Annotated in this window: 19 protein-coding genes; 6 read left to right on the top strand and 13 right to left on the bottom strand. The window is 68.3% G+C overall.

The window, feature by feature from the left end; translation table 11 throughout:
• Positions 1-33: 33 nt before the first annotated feature.
• Positions 34-963, top strand: coding sequence for a glycosyl transferase (locus tag FZ938_RS20275; protein WP_149200237.1), 930 nt, complete (start codon positions 34-36; stop codon positions 961-963).
• Here FZ938_RS20275 and pdxR read toward each other — a convergent pair.
• On the bottom strand, positions 960-2,468 hold the full coding sequence (gene pdxR / locus FZ938_RS20270; protein WP_149200236.1) for a MocR-like pyridoxine biosynthesis transcription factor PdxR: 1,509 nt from the start codon (positions 2,466-2,468) through the stop codon (positions 960-962). The two genes, FZ938_RS20275 and pdxR, sit on opposite strands and share 4 nt — an antisense overlap.
• Positions 2,469-2,589: 121 nt before the next feature.
• Between pdxR and FZ938_RS20265 the strand changes: the two genes are divergently transcribed.
• A complete protein-coding gene (locus FZ938_RS20265; RefSeq protein ID WP_246458009.1) occupies positions 2,590-3,294 on the top strand; it encodes a pyridoxamine 5'-phosphate oxidase family protein in 705 nt (234 codons plus the stop codon).
• Positions 3,295-3,432: 138 nt separating this feature from the next.
• On the opposite strand, the gene FZ938_RS20260 is transcribed toward FZ938_RS20265, so the two are convergent.
• The 8 genes from FZ938_RS20260 to FZ938_RS20225 all read right to left on the bottom strand — a co-directional run bounded on the left by FZ938_RS20260 (position 3,433) and on the right by FZ938_RS20225 (position 9,270).
• On the bottom strand, positions 3,433-4,029 hold the full coding sequence (locus FZ938_RS20260) for an OmpA family protein (protein ID WP_149200235.1): 597 nt from the start codon (positions 4,027-4,029) through the stop codon (positions 3,433-3,435).
• A 170-nt stretch (positions 4,030-4,199) separates the two neighbouring features.
• The gene (locus FZ938_RS20255) at positions 4,200-4,736 is read right to left on the bottom strand and encodes a gamma carbonic anhydrase family protein (protein ID WP_149200234.1); all 537 of its coding nucleotides are present in this window, start codon (positions 4,734-4,736) and stop codon (positions 4,200-4,202) included.
• A 177-nt stretch (positions 4,737-4,913) separates the two neighbouring features.
• Positions 4,914-5,978, bottom strand: a complete 1,065-nt coding sequence (gene argC / locus FZ938_RS20250; protein WP_149200233.1) for an N-acetyl-gamma-glutamyl-phosphate reductase — start codon at positions 5,976-5,978, stop codon at positions 4,914-4,916.
• Positions 5,979-6,111: 133 nt separating this feature from the next.
• Positions 6,112-6,600 (bottom strand): 30S ribosomal protein S9, encoded by a 489-nt coding sequence (rpsI, locus tag FZ938_RS20245; RefSeq protein ID WP_042698563.1) that lies wholly within the window; start codon positions 6,598-6,600, stop codon positions 6,112-6,114.
• A 2-nt stretch (positions 6,601-6,602) separates the two neighbouring features.
• A complete protein-coding gene (gene rplM, locus FZ938_RS20240) occupies positions 6,603-7,067 on the bottom strand; it encodes a 50S ribosomal protein L13 (protein WP_109075170.1) in 465 nt (154 codons plus the stop codon).
• A gap of 182 nt (positions 7,068-7,249) precedes the next feature.
• The gene (locus FZ938_RS20235; protein WP_211101123.1) at positions 7,250-7,762 is read right to left on the bottom strand and encodes a PaaI family thioesterase; all 513 of its coding nucleotides are present in this window, start codon (positions 7,760-7,762) and stop codon (positions 7,250-7,252) included.
• Between the two features lie 75 nt (positions 7,763-7,837).
• On the bottom strand, positions 7,838-8,626 hold the full coding sequence (locus FZ938_RS20230; protein WP_149200232.1) for an outer membrane lipoprotein: 789 nt from the start codon (positions 8,624-8,626) through the stop codon (positions 7,838-7,840).
• Positions 8,627-8,748: 122 nt separating this feature from the next.
• The gene (locus FZ938_RS20225; RefSeq protein ID WP_149200231.1) at positions 8,749-9,270 is read right to left on the bottom strand and encodes a ferritin-like domain-containing protein; all 522 of its coding nucleotides are present in this window, start codon (positions 9,268-9,270) and stop codon (positions 8,749-8,751) included.
• 203 nt (positions 9,271-9,473) lie between these two features.
• On the opposite strand from FZ938_RS20225, the gene FZ938_RS20220 reads away from it, so the two are divergent.
• On the top strand, positions 9,474-10,472 hold the full coding sequence (locus FZ938_RS20220) for a formylglycine-generating enzyme family protein (protein WP_246458011.1): 999 nt from the start codon (positions 9,474-9,476) through the stop codon (positions 10,470-10,472).
• 18 nt (positions 10,473-10,490) lie between these two features.
• On the opposite strand, the gene FZ938_RS20215 is transcribed toward FZ938_RS20220, so the two are convergent.
• Positions 10,491-11,390 carry a LysR family transcriptional regulator gene (locus FZ938_RS20215; protein ID WP_149200230.1) on the bottom strand — a complete coding sequence of 300 codons (900 nt, stop codon included), beginning with the start codon at positions 11,388-11,390 and terminating at the stop codon, positions 10,491-10,493.
• A gap of 111 nt (positions 11,391-11,501) precedes the next feature.
• Here FZ938_RS20215 and FZ938_RS20210 point away from each other — a divergent pair, with 111 nt between their 5' ends.
• The 3 genes from FZ938_RS20210 to FZ938_RS20200 all read left to right on the top strand — a co-directional run bounded on the left by FZ938_RS20210 (position 11,502) and on the right by FZ938_RS20200 (position 14,043).
• Complete coding sequence (locus FZ938_RS20210) at positions 11,502-12,134, top strand: glutathione S-transferase family protein (RefSeq protein ID WP_149200229.1); 633 nt, start codon at positions 11,502-11,504, stop codon at positions 12,132-12,134.
• 32 nt (positions 12,135-12,166) lie between these two features.
• Positions 12,167-13,078, top strand: a complete 912-nt coding sequence (locus FZ938_RS20205; protein ID WP_149200228.1) for a pyridoxamine 5'-phosphate oxidase family protein — start codon at positions 12,167-12,169, stop codon at positions 13,076-13,078.
• 83 nt (positions 13,079-13,161) lie between these two features.
• Positions 13,162-14,043, top strand: coding sequence for a 5'-nucleotidase, lipoprotein e(P4) family (locus FZ938_RS20200; RefSeq protein WP_149200227.1), 882 nt, complete (start codon positions 13,162-13,164; stop codon positions 14,041-14,043).
• A 25-nt stretch (positions 14,044-14,068) separates the two neighbouring features.
• Here FZ938_RS20200 and FZ938_RS30670 read toward each other — a convergent pair whose 3' ends face one another.
• From FZ938_RS30670 to urtE, 3 genes are all read right to left on the bottom strand, one after another.
• Complete coding sequence (locus FZ938_RS30670) at positions 14,069-14,221, bottom strand: hypothetical protein (RefSeq protein ID WP_174757506.1); 153 nt, start codon at positions 14,219-14,221, stop codon at positions 14,069-14,071.
• A 181-nt stretch (positions 14,222-14,402) separates the two neighbouring features.
• On the bottom strand, positions 14,403-14,813 hold the full coding sequence (locus FZ938_RS20195) for a COG4315 family predicted lipoprotein (RefSeq protein WP_149200226.1): 411 nt from the start codon (positions 14,811-14,813) through the stop codon (positions 14,403-14,405).
• Between the two features lie 86 nt (positions 14,814-14,899).
• Positions 14,900-15,595, bottom strand: a complete 696-nt coding sequence (gene urtE / locus FZ938_RS20190) for an urea ABC transporter ATP-binding subunit UrtE (protein WP_109152351.1) — start codon at positions 15,593-15,595, stop codon at positions 14,900-14,902.
• Positions 15,596-15,600: the final 5 nt, after the last annotated feature.

The following is a 15,600-nucleotide window of genomic DNA, read 5'->3' as shown; positions in this document are numbered from 1 at the left end:
ACAACTTTACGCCTATGGCGTATCGGGTAAATCATGCTGGGCTCCTTCATCGTCGTCACCGGCGGCGACAGCCGCTATCATCCGTTGATCCGCGAGCTGATCGCGTCGCTGCGGGCGTTGAAGCCGGCGGCCGACTGCCCCATCGGCGTGATCGACGCGGGCCTGACGGACGGGCAGATCGTGGAGTTGAAGGCGCAGGGGGCCGCGGTGGTGACGCCGCCCTGGCCGGTCAGCATCCCCGCGCACAAGCTGCGCAACCGCATCCATTTGAAGGCCAACCTCGCCAAGCTGCACCTGCCGACATATTTCCCCGGCTACGACACGGTGATCTGGATCGACGCCGACGCCTGGGTGCAGGATTGGGAGGCGGTGGAGATGCTGCGGCGGGGGGCGGCGCTGAACCGCTTCGCCATCGTCGCCCAGTTCGGCCGCTTTTCGGAGACTGAGCTGCGGCTGGACTGGCTGTTCGGCCGCTTCGCGCGGGTGCGGTCGATCCTTTATAAGAACTCCAGCCGCGCCGGGCTGACCACGGCGGAATGCCGGGCGCTGGCGACCCGCCCGACGCTGAATGCCGGCGCCTATGCGCTGAAGTCCGACGCGCCGCATTGGGAGGCGTTCCAGCGCTGGCAGAAGCGGGTGCTGCGCAAGGGCCGGCTGTTCACCTCCGACCAGTTGGCGATGGCGGGGGCGATCTATCTGGACGGGCTGCCGGTCGAGCTTCTGCCGGAATGGTGCAACTATATCGGACCCTGGCGCTTCGACCCGGAGCGGCGGGAACTGGTGGAGTATTACCTGCCCAACCGCCGCCTGGGCATCGTCCACATGGCCGGCGAGGACGCCATGCGCGCAGACCCGTCGGTGCTGCGCCCGGTGCTGGACATGCGGGACCGCCCGCACCAGCTGAGCCTGCGCTACCCGGCCTGGGAAGTGCCGGCGGTCGAGCGGGTGGCGGAGACGGTTTAGCGGTTTGCCACATCGGCCGCCAGCCGCGCCAGATCGCGCACGGCGCGGTCGAGCGTCGCCGGGTCGTGGGCGGCGAAGCCGAGGAGGAGGCCGTTGCCGGTGGTCCCGGTGCCGGCAGCCAGATCGGCGGCGCGGTGGTAGCTGGACAGGCATGGCGTGGTCAGGCCGATGCGGGCGGCGCGTTCGGCCAGGAGATGGTCGGGGCAGTCGGACGGCAGGCGGAGCAGGACATGCATACCGGCCTCCCCGGCCTCGGGGCTGGCGAAGCCGGCGAAGGCGTTGGTGATCGACTCCAGGATGGCGGTGCGCTTGGCGGCGTAGAGGGAGCGCATCGCCCGCAGGTGCGAGGCGAAATGGCCGTCGGCCAGGAAGCGGTGCAGCGCCGCCTGCGGCACCACGCTGGTCCCGCCGTCGAAATGGCGGCGGGCGGCGCGCACCGGCTCCACCAGATCGGGCGGCACCACGACATAGCCCAGCCGCAGCGCCGGGAACATCACCTTGCTGAAGCTGCCGACATAGATGACGCGGCCGGCGCCGTCCAACCCCTGGAGGGCGGCCAGCGGCGGGCCGGCATAGCGGAACTCGCTGTCGTAATCATCCTCGACGATCCAGGCGTCACACGCGGCTGCCCAGTCGAGCAGGCGCAGGCGGCGCGCGAGGCTCATTGTCACACCCAGGGGGAACTGGTGGGAGGGGGTGACCAGAGCCAGCCGGGCGCCGGCCCCACTGGCCATGCCGGCGGCGACGTCGATGCCCTCGCCGTCCACCGGCACCGTGACCAGCCGCGCCCCGGCCCCCAGCAGGGCGGCGCGGTTGCCGGGCCAGCCGGGCTCCTCCACCCAGGCCTCGTCGCCGGGGTCGAGAAGCAATTGCGCCATCAGCGCCAAGCCCTGCTGCGCGCCGGAGACGATGACGACCTGTTCCGCCTCGCAGCGCACGGCGCGAACCGCACGCAGATAGGCGGCGATCTCCGCCCGCAACGGAGCATAGCCGAGCGGGTCCGGATCGGTCGCCAGCGTCCGTCCGCCGTGACGCCAGCAACGGCCGAGCAGTTGCGCCCACAACTCGACGGGAAAGGCGCCGAGGTCCGGTGTGCCGAGGGCGAAGGGCCGTCCGGCCCGGTCGCGGGCGATGGCCGGCGCCTCCGCCAGCGCCCGGCCGCGGGCGGACAGGCCGACACCGCGCCGGGCTTCGTCACGGGACGGAACGCCGCCGGGCGCCGCATCGGGAAGCGAAGGCGCGACGAAGGTGCCGGCCCCCACCCGGCCGCTGACATAGCCCTCCGCCAGCAGCGTGTCGTAGGCGGTGACCACCGTGTTGCGCGACAGCCCCCACTCGGTGGCGAGCGCCCGGCTGGGGGGCAGACGCTCGCCCGGACGCAGCCGGCCGTCCAGCACCGCCTGACGCAGCGCGCGGTAGAGCTGGCGGTGCAGCGGCTCCGCTCCGTCACGGTCGAGCGCCACCGGCCCGAGGCTGGACAGAACCGGACGCGCCGGGCGGGCCATGGCGAGCCTTCCAGGAGTGTGGAGAATTGGTCCCTATGGAATCGACATTCCGGACCTTTCGAAGGAACCATTCTGCCGGTCATTCTGGGCCATCGCAACAGTTCCGGCCTTGAGCACGACCATGACCAGCCTTCTCACCGATTCCCCTATGGCCGATTCCCCTATGGCCGATCCCCCTACGGCCGATTCCCCCGCCGCCTTGGCCCCGACCCCGCGCACCCGTCCGGTGCGGCTAGGTGACCGCGGCAACCATGACGTCGCCCTGATCCACTCCATCATCGACGAGGCGCCGATCTGCCACGTCGGCTTCGTCGACGACGCCATCAAGGGCCATGGCGCCCCCTCCCCCATGGTGATCCCGACGGTTCCCTGGCGGGTGGGGGACGAGCTGATGATCCACGGCGCCTCCTCCAGCCGGATGATCCGGCGGCTGCAGGAGGGGGGCGAGGCCTGCATCACGCTGTCGCTGATCGACGGGTGGGTGCTGGCGCGCTCGGCCTTCCATCACTCCGTCAACTACCGCTCGGTCATGCTGTTCGGCCGGCCGCGGCTGGTGTCGGAGGAGGCGGAGAAGCGTGCGGCGCTCGACGCGCTGATGGAGAAGATCGAACCCGGCCGCAGCGCCAAGGTGCGGGCGCCCAACGCGCAGGAGCTGAAGGCCACATCCGTGCTGGCCTTCCCCATCGCCGAGGCGTCGGCCAAGCGGCGATCCGGCCCGCCCGGCGACGATCCGGAGGATATGGACCATCCGGTGTGGGCGGGCGTGCTGCCGCTGCGTCTGACCGCCGGCGAGCCGGAACAGGACCCGGCCCAGATCAAGGGCTGAGACACCGCTGGCTGACAGCAGTCCGAAACGGAAAAAGGCCGCGACCGGGAAGCCCGGCGCGGCCTTTTTCCTGCGGTTTCTCCCGCTGGCGGGATGGCCGGTCCGATACCCCCGGAACGGCCCCCTGCCAACCGTCCTTTAGGACGACGGAGCGTTCAGCAGGCGCGGCAGGATCTGCGCACGACGGTTGGACGGCTCGCGGACGTTCGGGCCGGTCTGAACCAGCAGCTGGCTCTCGCCCTTGCCCTGGGTCGTGATGTTGGCGGCCGGGATGCCCTTGGCGACCAGGGCCTTCTTGACCGCGTCGGCACGACGCACCGACAGCTTCTGGTTGTAAGCCGGCGACCCCGAGGTATCGGTGTGGCCGACGACGTTGATCTTGGCGCCACCGTTCTTCAGGATGGCCGACACCGCGTCACCGATCACGCGATCGGCGGCCGGGGTGATGTTCGACTTATCCCAGTCGAAGAACACCAGATATTCGCTCTGGACCGCAGCGACGGCGGCCGGAGCCGGAGCGGCAGCGGCCGGCGGGCACGGATAGCTGCCCTGATGGATGACGTAACCGCCGTCACCGGTACGAGCGGCAACGTTGCCCCAGCCGATGACCGGGTTGCACCACTCGGTGCCCTTGCCGACCAGGCTCGCGTCCTGGGCATTGGCGGCCGCCGACAGACCGAAAGCGACGATGGCGGCCGGGATGGCAGCCAGACCCGCGCGAACAATAGTCTTCATTGTCTTCACTCCCTTCCAGAACCCTTCCCCATCAGAGTGCCTGCGGGGGATGAACCTATCAATCGAAGCATCTGCCCACGTGCAAGCGCGGTATCGACCTTCCCAACATGTGGTGTGCGGCAATGTTCCGACACCTCAGCCGTTCGGCCGAACCCTACCTGAACCTTGACCTATGCTCCACTTCCATAGCAGCTTTTCCGGTAGGTTTCCGCCAAATCCGTATAACGGTGGCTGAGCACAGGAAAAACCGCGAGATCTTTTTCCGTAAGCTCGCGAACCGGTCTAGCAGGGCTGCCGGCCCACAAGAATCCGGACGTCACCCGCTTTCCGGGCGTCACCAGAGCACCGGCGGCGACCATCGCCCGCGACTCGACATAGGCCCCATCCAGGATGCAGGCCTTCATGCCGATGAAGCAGCCGTCTTCCAGCGTGCAGGCGTGCAGCAGCGCCATATGGCCGACGGTGATGTCGTCCCCGATGTAGGTGCCCTGCCCTTCGGCGGCCACGTGGATCACGGTGCCGTCCTGGAGGTTGGTGCGAGCGCCGATTCGGATCTCGTTGACGTCTCCACGCACGGTGCAGCCGTACCAGATGCTGCTGTTCGCCCCGATCACGACATCACCGATCACCGCCGCCGTTTCCGCGATGAACGCGGTCGGGTCGATGGTGGGCAGGATGCCGTTGAAGGCGCGGACAAGGCCGGTCATCAGGTCGTACCGAAGTCGTGCATGACGGGCCGGATTGAAGCACCGGAAGGCTTAAGGCACCACCTGATTTCGCATTGACAGGCCAAAGCAAATCCCGATTGGTGCCTCTGTGCAACAGTGCGGACAGGGGGCCACAACGCTGTCACAGCCCCCGCCCCATCCCGTCGCGGGTCCCGATTACGGGAAAAGCGGCGCCTGATCGATGCCGGTCGTCTCGCCCAGCCCCATCATGACGTTCATGTTCTGGATCGCCTGACCCGACGCGCCCTTCACCAGATTGTCGATCACCGACACGATGATGGCGCCGCGCGGGGTGCGGTCGGCGACCACGCCGATCAGGTTGTGGTTGGAGGCGCGGACATGGCGCGTCGCCGGCACCACGCCGGCCGGGGTCACGCCGACGAAGGGCTCGTCGGCATAGCGGGCGGCCAGCGTCGCCCGCAGGTCGTCGGCGGTGACGCCGTCGGCCATGCGGACATAGATGGTCGCCATCATGCCGCGGTTCATCGGCACCAGATGCGGGGTGAAGGAGACGGTGACCGGACGGCCGGCGGCCAGCCGCAGCTCCTGCTCGATCTCCGGCATGTGGCGGTGGTGGCCGACGCCATAGGCGTTGAAGCCTTCCGACACTTCGGTGAACAGGTTGGCCTGCTTGGCGTCGCGGCCGGCGCCCGACACGCCGGACTTGGCGTCGATGATGATGCCGCCCGGCTCGATCTGGTTCTCCATCAGCAGCGGCAGCAGCGGCAGCAGCGAGCAGGTCGGGTAGCAGCCCGGGTTGGCCACCACCCGCGCCTTGCGCACACCCTGGCGGTTGAACTCGGTCAGGCCGTAGGCGACCTCCTTCTGCAGGTCGACGGCGCGATGCTCATGCCCGTACCAGGTGGCGTATTCGGCCGGGTCGCTCAGGCGGAAATCGGCCGACAGGTCGACCACCTTCAGGCCGCTGGGCAGTCCGGCGACCACCTCCTGCGTCGTGCCGTGCGGCAGGGCGCAGAAGATGAAGTCCAGGTTGTCCCACTTCAGCTCTTCGATCTTCACCAGGTCGGGCAGGCCATAGCCGCCCAGATGCGGGAACACCTCCGCCATCGGCTTTCCGGCCTGTCGTTCGGCGGTCAGCGCGGCGATCTCCACGTTCGGGTGGCGCAGCAGCATGCGCACCAGTTCGGCGCCGGTGTAACCGGAAGCGCCCAGGATGCCGACGCGGATCTTCGAGCCGCCGGGAGTGGTGATCGAGGCCATGGAACCGATGTCCTTCGCTTGACGGGAGGAACGTTGAGGCTTGGGTAGGCGTGAGGGTAAAGGCAAAAAGAAAGGGGCGCCCCTTTCGGGACGCCCCTCGCTTGTACCGTAAAGCCGCGGGCCCGTGTAGGGATTAGCGCTTCGAGAACTGGAAGCTGCGGCGGGCCTTGGCGCGGCCGTACTTCTTACGCTCGACCGTACGGGCGTCGCGGGTCAGGAAGCCGGCGGCCTTCAGCGGCGGGCGCAGGGCCGGCTCGAAGTAGGTCAGCGCCTTGGAGATGCCGTGACGGACGGCACCGGCCTGGCCCGACAGACCACCACCGGCAACGGTGGCGACCACGTCGAACTGCTCCGAACGCTCGGTCACGCCGAACGGCTGGGCGATCATCATGCGCAGAACCGGACGGGCGAAGTAGACCGACTGGTCGCGGCCGTTCACGGTGACCTTGCCGGTGCCCGGCTTGATCCACACGCGGGCGACGGCGTCCTTGCGCTTGCCGGTGGCATAGGCGCGGCCCTGGGCGTCCAGCTTCGGAGCGGCGAGCTCCTCGGTGACGGTCGCGGTGGCGGCGGCGCCCGTCAGTTCCTTGAGGCTGGAGAGGGTGGTGGTGACCTGAGCCATGCTTACGCGCTCCGCTTATTCTTCGGGTTCAGGGCGCCGATGTCGAGGGCGACCGGCTGCTGCGCATCGTGCGGATGCGTGGCGCCCTTGTAGACCTTGAGGTGGGTCATCTGCTGGCGGCCGAGCGGACCGCGCGGAACCATGCGCTCCACGGCCTTCTCGATCACACGTTCCGGATACTTGCCGTCCAGGATCTGGCCCTTGGAACGCCCCTTGATCCCGCCCGGATAACCGGTGTGCCAGTAGAAGATGTCGGCGTCGCGCTTGTTGCCGGTCAGCTTCACCTTCTCCGCGTTGATCACGACGATGTTGTCGCCGCAATCCATGTGGGGGGTGTAGGTCGGCTTGTTCTTGCCACGCAGGATGTTCGCCAGGATGCTGGCAAGCCGCCCGAGAACGAGGCCGTCGGCGTCAACGACGTACCACTTCTTCTCGATTTCGGTCGGCTTCAGATTGAAGGTCTTCATCGCCACACTCGTTTCTTCGAATACGGATCGGCAGGCCGCCGATTCCGGGGCGCCGAAGCGGACGGCTTTCTACGGGCCGGAGCATGCCTCTGTCAACGGAAAAATTTCCGTTTCCTTTCAATAGTTTACAAGCGCGGTAATTAGATACCCGTCAGGCAAACCCATTGATTTGAAAGGACTTTTTACAGCGCCCCATCCACACGGTAATGAGATACCGCAACGGTAACGGGGGCGTGCGGGGGGATGGAGTAGGTTCCGGTGACGTGGGCGACCGGCTCCGGATCACCTTCGGAGAACAGCAGGATCTCGCCATAAGCCAGCCGCTTGCCCAGCTTCAGGACGCGCGCCTCGGCGATGATGGCGACGGGCGGCGGACGGCGCAGGAAGTTGATGGTCATGCTGGTGGTGACCGCCAGCTCGACCCGGCCGATCAGGCTCAGCACCGCGCCATAGAGCGCCACGTCGGCCAGCCCGAACATCGCCGGGCCGGTGACGGTGCCGCCGGGCCGGACGAAATCGACCTTGTAGGGCAGCCGCAGTCGAATCGTCCCGGCGCCCAGGCTTTCCACGGCGATGCCGAAATTCCCGACCAGGGGAACCCCCTCGCGGATCAGCTCCTCCAACTCCTCCCTGGTCATGGCTGGCGTGGGGGCCGGAGCGGGAGCGGCGTTCTGTGCGGTATCGACGGCGGACATGGACCCTCGGCCGGTGATCTCTGTTGGACCACCGGACTGTGCGCCATCCCGGCCATTCGGACAAGTATGGTGCTGCTATTCCGCCGGCTTCGGCTCTGCTGAGAGCGGTTCTGCCGGGGTCGGGTTTGCCGGGGTCGGGTTTGCGGGCTCCGGAGCCGCCGCGGGAGCGGGGGCGGTGTCGGTGGGGGCGGTCAGGCGGATCGGGCCGCCGCCGCTGGCGGGCTGCGCCGATTCGGTGGCGGACTGCTCCGCCGGAGCGGGTGCCGCCGGCGCGGCCGGTTCGGCGGGCGGGGCGAGTGGGACCGCCTTGATGTCCGATTTCGGCACTTCCGATTTCGGCGCATCGGGCTTGGGTGCGTCCGCCTTTGACGGATCGGTCTTGGCGGGCGTGGGATCGGCCGGGGTGGAATAATCGGGAACGATGCGGGCCTGGCTGCCGGTGATGACCAGAACCTTCTGGCCGATCGGCAGCGGCTGCGGTTCCTTCTGGGTCAGCGACAGCAGATCGCCGTTCGATTTGCGGACGATGTATTCCCAACCGGTGGTGTCGCCGGCGATGTGTTCCATCGCCGTGCCCAGCAGGCTGCCGACCGCCGTGCCGCCGACGGTGCCGAGCGCGGAGTTGATCCCGCCCGTCCCCACCTGCGCGCCCAGGATGCCGCCGGCCGCCCCGCCGCTGACCGCGCCGACCGTGCCGTTGGCGCTGATAGCCACCTGACGGAATCCGACGACGATGCCCGGCTCCACCTTGTTGGCCTGCTGGACCGCGTTGGAGGCATAGGTGTTGGGAGAATAGTCGGAGGTGCAGCCCGCAAGACCGCCGGCCGCGGCGATGAACAGGCAGAGAGAGACCGATCGGAGCACGGGGTAGCCATCCGTTTTGAAACCCGCCGAGTTTCTTACGGCAAAGCCCCCCGGCTCGTCACCGGGCAAAATCCGGACACGGCCGGAAGGCTGCGTTGCAGTGCAGCGATGGCCGCCCGGCGTCAGCGGCTGGCGGTCTGGTCGTTGGCCTTCAGCGACAGGTATTTCAGCGTCAGCTTCGGCACATTGTCGATTACCCAGGAGGCCATCGCCTCCTCCTCGCGCAGGGAGGTCTGCAACAGCGGCGTGGCGAAGGCGAAGTTGCCGGCGTCGGCCACCGTCAGCAGCGACCGGTAGCTCGCCACCTCGAAATTCTCGAAGGCGTAGTTGGCGAAGGAGTTCTTGAGGATCTCGTCCTCGGCGAAGGTATGGCCGAGCGCGGCAAGATTACCCATGATCGACAGGGCGGTGTCCTTCAGCCCGGAATGGGTTTCCTGCAGCTGGTCCAGGATCTGCTCGATGCGGGTGATCTGGGACTCGGTCTCGCCACGGTGCATGCGCAGGTGGTCGGAGACTTCAGGATAATTCACCAGACGGTCGAGCTGGCGGTCCATCAGGGCCAGCGCCTGCTGTTCCACCGCATGGGCGTTGCGCAGACCGGTGACGAACAGCGCGCGCGTGAGATCCGCGGGATAGGCGGCCATGTGTGTGCTCCTGTGGTATCAACGCTCCGTTGAACGTCTGCCCGCACCAACAGCGGGACGCCGCCTTCGACGCTTACCGCTTCCGCCATAATTCAAAGGGGCAGAGCTTGGGCCACCCGTGTCCGGCACCGGCGGGGAAGTGCCACGACCGGGACACGGACGCGCGGTTGCCGGACACGCGCTATCGCAGGGAAATGGTGGGCATGATCCGCATCCCCGCCAAAGGCGCCCCCGCAAGAGGCATCCCCGCCATGCCAGTCACCCTGCCCGGAACCGTGGGCGCGGTGGTCGTCCTCATCCTCGTGCTGGCCGCCCTCGCCGGCTGGCGCCGGGCGGAGCCGGAGGATCTGTCCGGCTGGCGCGCCGAACGGCTGGCGGCCTTCCAGCTCTGGCAGGCGGGCGACCCGGCCCGCGAGATCTGGGACCATCCCGACGCCCCGGTCCTGGTGGCGCTCCCCGCCGGCAGCTTTCTCCAGGGCTCGCCCGACTCGGAACGGGAGCGCTTTCCCGACGAACCGTTGCAACAGCCGGTGTCGATCCGGCACCCCGTCGCCATCGGCAAGTACCCGGTGACCCGCGGCGAGTACGCTCGGTTCATCCAGGACAGCGGTTACAAGCCGCGGACGATCTGCCGCGGCTATGCCGGCGAGACGGACCTGCTGCCGCGCTGGCATTTCTCATGGCGCCGGCCGGGATTCGACCAGACGAACCGGGACCCGGCGGTCTGCATCAGCTGGTACGACGCCAAGGCCTATGTGGACTGGCTCAGCCGGCGGACCGGCAAGCCCTACCGCCTGCCGACGGAGGCGGAGTGGGAGTATGCGGCCCGCGCCGGCACCCGGACCGCCCGCTGGTGGGGCGAGGATCCGGCCAAGGGCTGCGACGCGGCGAACAGCGCCGACCTGAGCGCCAAGGACCGCTTCACCGACTGGGAGGTCGCGAACTGCCGCGACGGTGCCCTGTTCACCGCGCCGGTCGGCAGTTACCGGCCCAACGGCTTCGGCCTCTACGACATGCTCGGCAATGTCTGGCAGTGGGTGGAGGACTGCGCGACGGATGGCGGCGGCGAATGCCCGCAACGGGTGATGCGGGGCGGATCGTGGCACAGCAATCCGCGCTATGTCCGGTCGGCCGTCCGCCGGATCGACGGGGCGGAGATCGGCTATGCCGCCTACGGCATCCGCGTCGCCCGCGACCCTTGAGGCCCCGCTCCGGCCCCTTCAGCCACGCAACACGTCCAGCGCCGACAGCCCGTCCACCGCATGATCAAGGAAGGCGCGAACCCGGCCCGGCATCAGCCGCGCCGTCGGCACGACGACATGGACGGGCAGCGGCGCCGGCTCGGTGTGCGGCATCAGGCGCACCAGGGTTCCGGCAGCCACGTCGTCGGCCGCCTGATAGGACAGCGACCGGGCGATGCCATGCCCGTCGCGCGCGGCCAGCAGCGCCGGCTCGATGTGGCTGACCGACAGCCGCGGGGTGACCCGGACCACCCGCTCCCGGCCGTCGACCAGAAATCGCCAGTCCGGCGGGCCGGGCCGGGCGCTCGACAGGATGATGTCGTGGCCGGCCAGTTCCTCCGGCATCGAGGGCGTGCCGCGCCGCTCCAGATAGCCGGGGCTGGCGACCAGATAGCGCACGACCTGCCCCACCCGACGGGCGACGAGGCCGGAGTCGGGCAGCGGGCCGATGCGGATCGCGACGTCCAGCTCCTCCTCGATCAGGTCCAGGTTGCCGTCGGACAGCACCAGCTCGACCCGGATGTCGGGAAAGGCCCGCATGAAGTCGAGGACCAGCGGCGTCACATGCTTGCGTCCAAACATCACCGGCGCGGTGACGCGCAGCCGTCCGCGCAAGGGCCGGTCGGTGCCGGTGGCGGCCAGCGCCTCGTCATAGTCGGCGAGAAGGCGGCGCGCCTGTTCGGCCAACCGCCGGCCGGCGTCGGTGGGTGCGAGGTTGCGGGTGGTCCGCTCGATCAGCCGCAGGCCCAGCCGCTCCTCCAGCCCGGACAGCGCGCGGGTGACCGCGGGCGCCGACCGCCGCAGCCGCTTGGCCGCACCGGCAAGGCTGCCAGCCTCCAGGATCGCCACGAAGATCGCCAGTTCGTCCAGCCGGTCCACAATTCTTCCGCTTTCCGAAAGAGTCCCTTTTGATGAAAGCGCATTCCTGCCGAAGCGCGCAAGTGGTTGGCTATGGGCATCCGCAAAACAGTCATCGAGGGGACTTGTCCGATGAGCACCACCACCGAACCCGCCATCACGCTCTACGGCACGCCGCTGTCGGGGCACACCCATCGGGTCGAAGCGTTTCTGAACATCCTCGGCCTGCCATACCGCTATGTCGAGGCCGGCGCCGAGCTGCGGCGGTCGGAGAGTTTCCTCGCCCTGAACCCCTTCGGACAAATTCCGGTGCTGGTCGACGGCGACCTCGTCCTGCCGGATTCCGTCGCCATCCTGGTCTATCTCGCCGACCGCTATGACGCCTCCGGCCTGTGGAACCCGAAGGCGCCGGGGGACGCGGCGCGGGTGCAGCGCTGGCTGTCGATCGCGGCCGGCGACCTGCGCTTCGGGCCGGCCCTGGCGCGCATCCTGACACTGTGGGGCGGAGCCGCGTCGCTGACCGATGCGCAGGCGGTCGCCGGGCGCGTCCTGAGCTTCATGGACGGTCATCTGGCAAGCCGCGACTGGCTGGCAGCGGAACGGCCGACCATCGCCGACATCGCCTGCTACGCCTACGTCGCCCGTGCGCCGGAAGGCCGCATCCCGCTCGATCCCTATCCGGCGGTCCGCCGCTGGCTGGAGCGGGTGGAAGCGATCCCGGCACTGACCCCGATGCCCCAGAGCGCAATTCCGCAAACCGCCTGACCCTTTTCCCTCTTGATGGCAGGAGCACGGCCATGGACCAGGACCGCATCCCCGAACCCTTCCATCCCGGCGAGCGGGAGGCGCAGGCGCGGGCCGGGTTCCGCGTGCCGTCGGCTCCGATCCGCGACCGGCTGATCCCCCAGCATCAGGCGTTCTATCCGCTGCTGCCCTGGCTGCTGGTCGCCGCGCGTGACGAGGCCGGCGACCCGGCGGCCGGGGTGCTGACCGGCACCCCCGGCTTCGTCTCCGCCGCCGACCCGCGGACGCTGTGGGTGCGGCCCGACCATGGCGCGTGGCAGCCCTGGCCGGCCGGACCGGCGGTGGGGGAACCGGTGGCCGCGCTGGGCATCGACCTCGGCACCCGGCGACGCAACCGAGTGAACGGCCGGGTGGCGGCCCGCGACGGGCTGGCCTTTGCCATGGCGGTGGAGGAGAGCTTCGGCAACTGCCCGCAATACATCCATGTGCGCCGGGCGGAGGAGGAGGCCCCCTCCCCCGCTGGAGCCGTGGAAGCGCTGGCCGGACTGGACGGCGAGGCCCGGCGCCTGATCGGCGCGACCGACACCGCCTTCGTCGCCTCCGCCTCGTCGGCGGGGCGTGACGGCCGGCTGGACGTGTCGCACCGGGGCGGGCCGGCAGGTTTCATCCGGATCGAGGGCGACCGGCTGATCGTGCCCGACTATTCCGGCAACCGCTATTTCAACACGCTGGGCAACATGCTGCTGAACCCGCGTGCCGGGTTGCTGCTGGTCGATGTCGCCAGCGGTGACGTTCTGCATCTGACCGGGGCGGTCGGCATCGATTGGGAGCCCGACCCTGCCCTGCCCAACGCCCAACGGAGCTGGAGCCTGCAGGTGGAGCGCGGATGGCGGCGGAAGGCCGCGATCCCGCTGCGCTGGATGGAACCGGGAAAGGAACCGGACAAGCGTATCGGGATACCGTGACGCATGGGTCACGCGACCGTCGCCAAGCGTCCGGATCTGTGCTTCGATGACAGTTCCATGACACTTGATGGATGGGTGTGTCGATGCGCAATTCCGCCTGTTCCGGGCGCTGGTCGCTGCTGTCCGGTGCGGTTGTCCTCTCCCTTCTCGCCGGCCCCGCCCTGGCGGCCGATCCAGCTCCCCAAGGCCCGGTGCCGCAAAGCGATCTGCTGAACGCCGAGCTGTGGATGCAGAGGTCGGTCGAATACAAGGCCAATGCGCTGGCGGTCTATGCGCTGGGCAGAATCCAGCTGGACAAGGCGCTGGCCGACAAAAACTGGACCGCTGCGACCGAGCAGACTGGCAATTACCAGGAGCTGCCGCCGGCCGTGGTGCTGGACCTGGATGAGACGGCGATGGACAACTCCGCCTATCAGACCGGTCTGGTGACCAGCGGCACCGACTTCTCGCCGAAGACCTGGGACGCCTGGGTGAAGGCGGAGAAGGCGACGGCGGTGCCGGGTGCGGTCGAGTTCACCCAATATGCCGAGTCGAAGGGCGTCAAGGTCTTCTACGTCACCAACCGCAGCGCCGACCAGGAGGAGCCGACCCGCCGCAACGCGCAGGCGCTGGGCTTCCCGATGGGCGGGAACGTCGATACCTTCCTGATGTCGAAGGAAAAGCCGGAGTGGGGTTCGGCGAAGAGCGCGCGCCGCGCCACCATCGCCAAGGATTATCGGATCGTCCTGCTGTTCGGCGACAATTTCGGCGACTTCACCGACGCCGCCAACGGCAGCGAGGCGGAGCGGATGAAGGCCTACGAGACGGTGAAGGAGCATTTCGGGCGCGACTGGCTGATGCTGGCCAATCCCGGATACGGCTCGTTCGAGAGCGCGCCCTATGGGCATAATTTCAAACTGTCGGCGGACGAGAAGCGGGCCAGGAAGATCGGCGCGCTGGAACCCTGGGTGGCGCCGGCCCAGTGAGGGTGTGAAGGGAGGTGCGCCAGATTTAGAAGATCAGGCGCACCGCCTGCACGATCACCACCCAGGGCGTACCGATCATCACCGCCCACACCGCCAGTCGCGGCAGACCCTGCATCTTGCGGACCTTCGGTTCGGCGGAAGGGGCGGCTTCGAACGAGGCGGCGTTGTAGATCGACATGGCCTGCTGCTCCATGAGCAAGATGACGGTGAGGTCATCTTGCGGTTTCGATCCTTAACGACCATTAAAGAGCGCCGGCTGCGAAGCCGATGTTTGCGAATTACCTCGACAGTCGAAATATACCCCGAAATTGCGCGGCGTCGTGGAGTGGAAGACCACCACGACGCCGCGAAACAGGGGATTACGGCTTCGCCACATGCCAGACATTGTTCACGCCGTCACCCGTGGCGTCGCCGGGCTTCATGTCCTTGGCCCAGGTGTAGAGCGGCTTGCCGTTGTAGGCCCACTGGTGGCTGCCGTCGTCGCGGGTGACCACCGTGTACTTGCCCATCGGCTTGGCGGAGGCGGGAGCCATCAGCGGCGGCCAGTTGGTCGCGCAAGGCCCGTTGCAGGCCGATTTGCCGGCGCTGTCCTTGTCGAAGACGTAGAGCGTCATGCCCTTCGCGTCGGTCAGGACGGGACCCATCGCGGTCTTCCCCATCATGGCCGGTTCCTTGTCCTGAGCGAAGGCGTCCTGAACGAAGGCGGGCGCGCCGAACAGGACGGCGCCCAGGCCGATGGCGGCGGCGGTGACACGGAGTGCGGACATCATTCTGCGGTTCCTCCCCAAAACCGGCCCGCCGGACGACGGGCCCGATGGATGAAGGACGCACGGCAAGCGCCGTTATTCCGCAGGCATCACACCGTCAGGTATTTACGCACCTCCTGCTCGTCCAGGCCGCTGCGGGGACCGGACAGCATCACCTCGCCGCGTTCCATCACCACCCAGTCGTCGGCGAGGTCGCGGGCGAAGTCGAAATACTGCTCCACCAGCAGGATCGCCATGGTGCCCTTGTCGCGCAGGTAGGAGATGGCGCGGCCGATGTCCTTGATGATGGAGGGCTGGATGCCCTCGGTCGGCTCGTCCAGCACCAGCAGGCGCGGGCGGGTCACCAGCGCGCGGCCGATGGCGAGCTGCTGCTGCTGGCCGCCCGACAGGTCGCCGCCGCGACGGTCCAGCATGGATTTCAGCACCGGGAACAGCTCGAACACCTCGTCGGGAATCGAGCGTTGCGAGCGCGGCAGCGGGGCGTAGCCGGTCAGCAGATTTTCCCGCACCGTCAACAGCGGGAAGATCTCGCGCCCCTGCGGCACATAGGCGATGCCGCGGCGCGCCCGGTCGGCCGGCGCCATCTTCGTCACGTCGGCGCCGTCCCAGCCGATGGAGCCGCCGGACACCGGCTTCAGCCCGACGATGGCGCGCAGCAGGCTGGACTTGCCGACGCCGTTGCGGCCGACCAGACAGGTGACCTTGCCGATTTCGGCCTTCATGGAAACGCTGCGCAGGGCCTGGGCGGCGCCGTAATGCAGATCGAGGGAGCGAACGTCCAGCATCATAG

This window comes from Azospirillum oryzae (assembly GCF_008364795.1).
GTDB lineage: Bacteria > Pseudomonadota > Alphaproteobacteria > Azospirillales > Azospirillaceae > Azospirillum > Azospirillum oryzae.
The sequence above is the reverse complement of the archived record's forward strand: the minus strand, read 5'-3'. Positions and strand labels throughout refer to the sequence as shown.

What these genes read in the sequence shown, in the direction of transcription:
- FZ938_RS20275 (WP_149200237.1), top strand. Translation starts at nt 34, where the DNA reads ATGCTGGGCTCCTTCATCGTCGTCACCGGCGGCGACAGCCGCTATCAT.
- pdxR (WP_149200236.1), bottom strand. Translation starts at nt 2,468, where the DNA reads ATGGCCCGCCCGGCGCGTCCGGTTCTGTCCAGCCTCGGGCCGGTGGCG.
- FZ938_RS20265 (WP_246458009.1), top strand. Translation starts at nt 2,590, where the DNA reads ATGACCAGCCTTCTCACCGATTCCCCTATGGCCGATTCCCCTATGGCC.
- FZ938_RS20260 (WP_149200235.1), bottom strand. Translation starts at nt 4,029, where the DNA reads ATGAAGACTATTGTTCGCGCGGGTCTGGCTGCCATCCCGGCCGCCATC.
- FZ938_RS20255 (WP_149200234.1), bottom strand. Translation starts at nt 4,736, where the DNA reads ATGACCGGCCTTGTCCGCGCCTTCAACGGCATCCTGCCCACCATCGAC.
- argC (WP_149200233.1), bottom strand. Translation starts at nt 5,978, where the DNA reads ATGGCCTCGATCACCACTCCCGGCGGCTCGAAGATCCGCGTCGGCATC.
- rpsI (WP_042698563.1), bottom strand. Translation starts at nt 6,600, where the DNA reads ATGGCTCAGGTCACCACCACCCTCTCCAGCCTCAAGGAACTGACGGGC.
- rplM (WP_109075170.1), bottom strand. Translation starts at nt 7,067, where the DNA reads ATGAAGACCTTCAATCTGAAGCCGACCGAAATCGAGAAGAAGTGGTAC.
- FZ938_RS20235 (WP_211101123.1), bottom strand. Translation starts at nt 7,762, where the DNA reads ATGTCCGCCGTCGATACCGCACAGAACGCCGCTCCCGCTCCGGCCCCC.
- FZ938_RS20225 (WP_149200231.1), bottom strand. Translation starts at nt 9,270, where the DNA reads ATGGCCGCCTATCCCGCGGATCTCACGCGCGCGCTGTTCGTCACCGGT.
- FZ938_RS20220 (WP_246458011.1), top strand. Translation starts at nt 9,474, where the DNA reads ATGATCCGCATCCCCGCCAAAGGCGCCCCCGCAAGAGGCATCCCCGCC.
- FZ938_RS20210 (WP_149200229.1), top strand. Translation starts at nt 11,502, where the DNA reads ATGAGCACCACCACCGAACCCGCCATCACGCTCTACGGCACGCCGCTG.
- FZ938_RS20205 (WP_149200228.1), top strand. Translation starts at nt 12,167, where the DNA reads ATGGACCAGGACCGCATCCCCGAACCCTTCCATCCCGGCGAGCGGGAG.
- FZ938_RS20200 (WP_149200227.1), top strand. Translation starts at nt 13,162, where the DNA reads ATGCGCAATTCCGCCTGTTCCGGGCGCTGGTCGCTGCTGTCCGGTGCG.
- FZ938_RS30670 (WP_174757506.1), bottom strand. Translation starts at nt 14,221, where the DNA reads ATGTCGATCTACAACGCCGCCTCGTTCGAAGCCGCCCCTTCCGCCGAA.
- FZ938_RS20195 (WP_149200226.1), bottom strand. Translation starts at nt 14,813, where the DNA reads ATGATGTCCGCACTCCGTGTCACCGCCGCCGCCATCGGCCTGGGCGCC.
- urtE (WP_109152351.1), bottom strand. Translation starts at nt 15,595, where the DNA reads ATGCTGGACGTTCGCTCCCTCGATCTGCATTACGGCGCCGCCCAGGCC.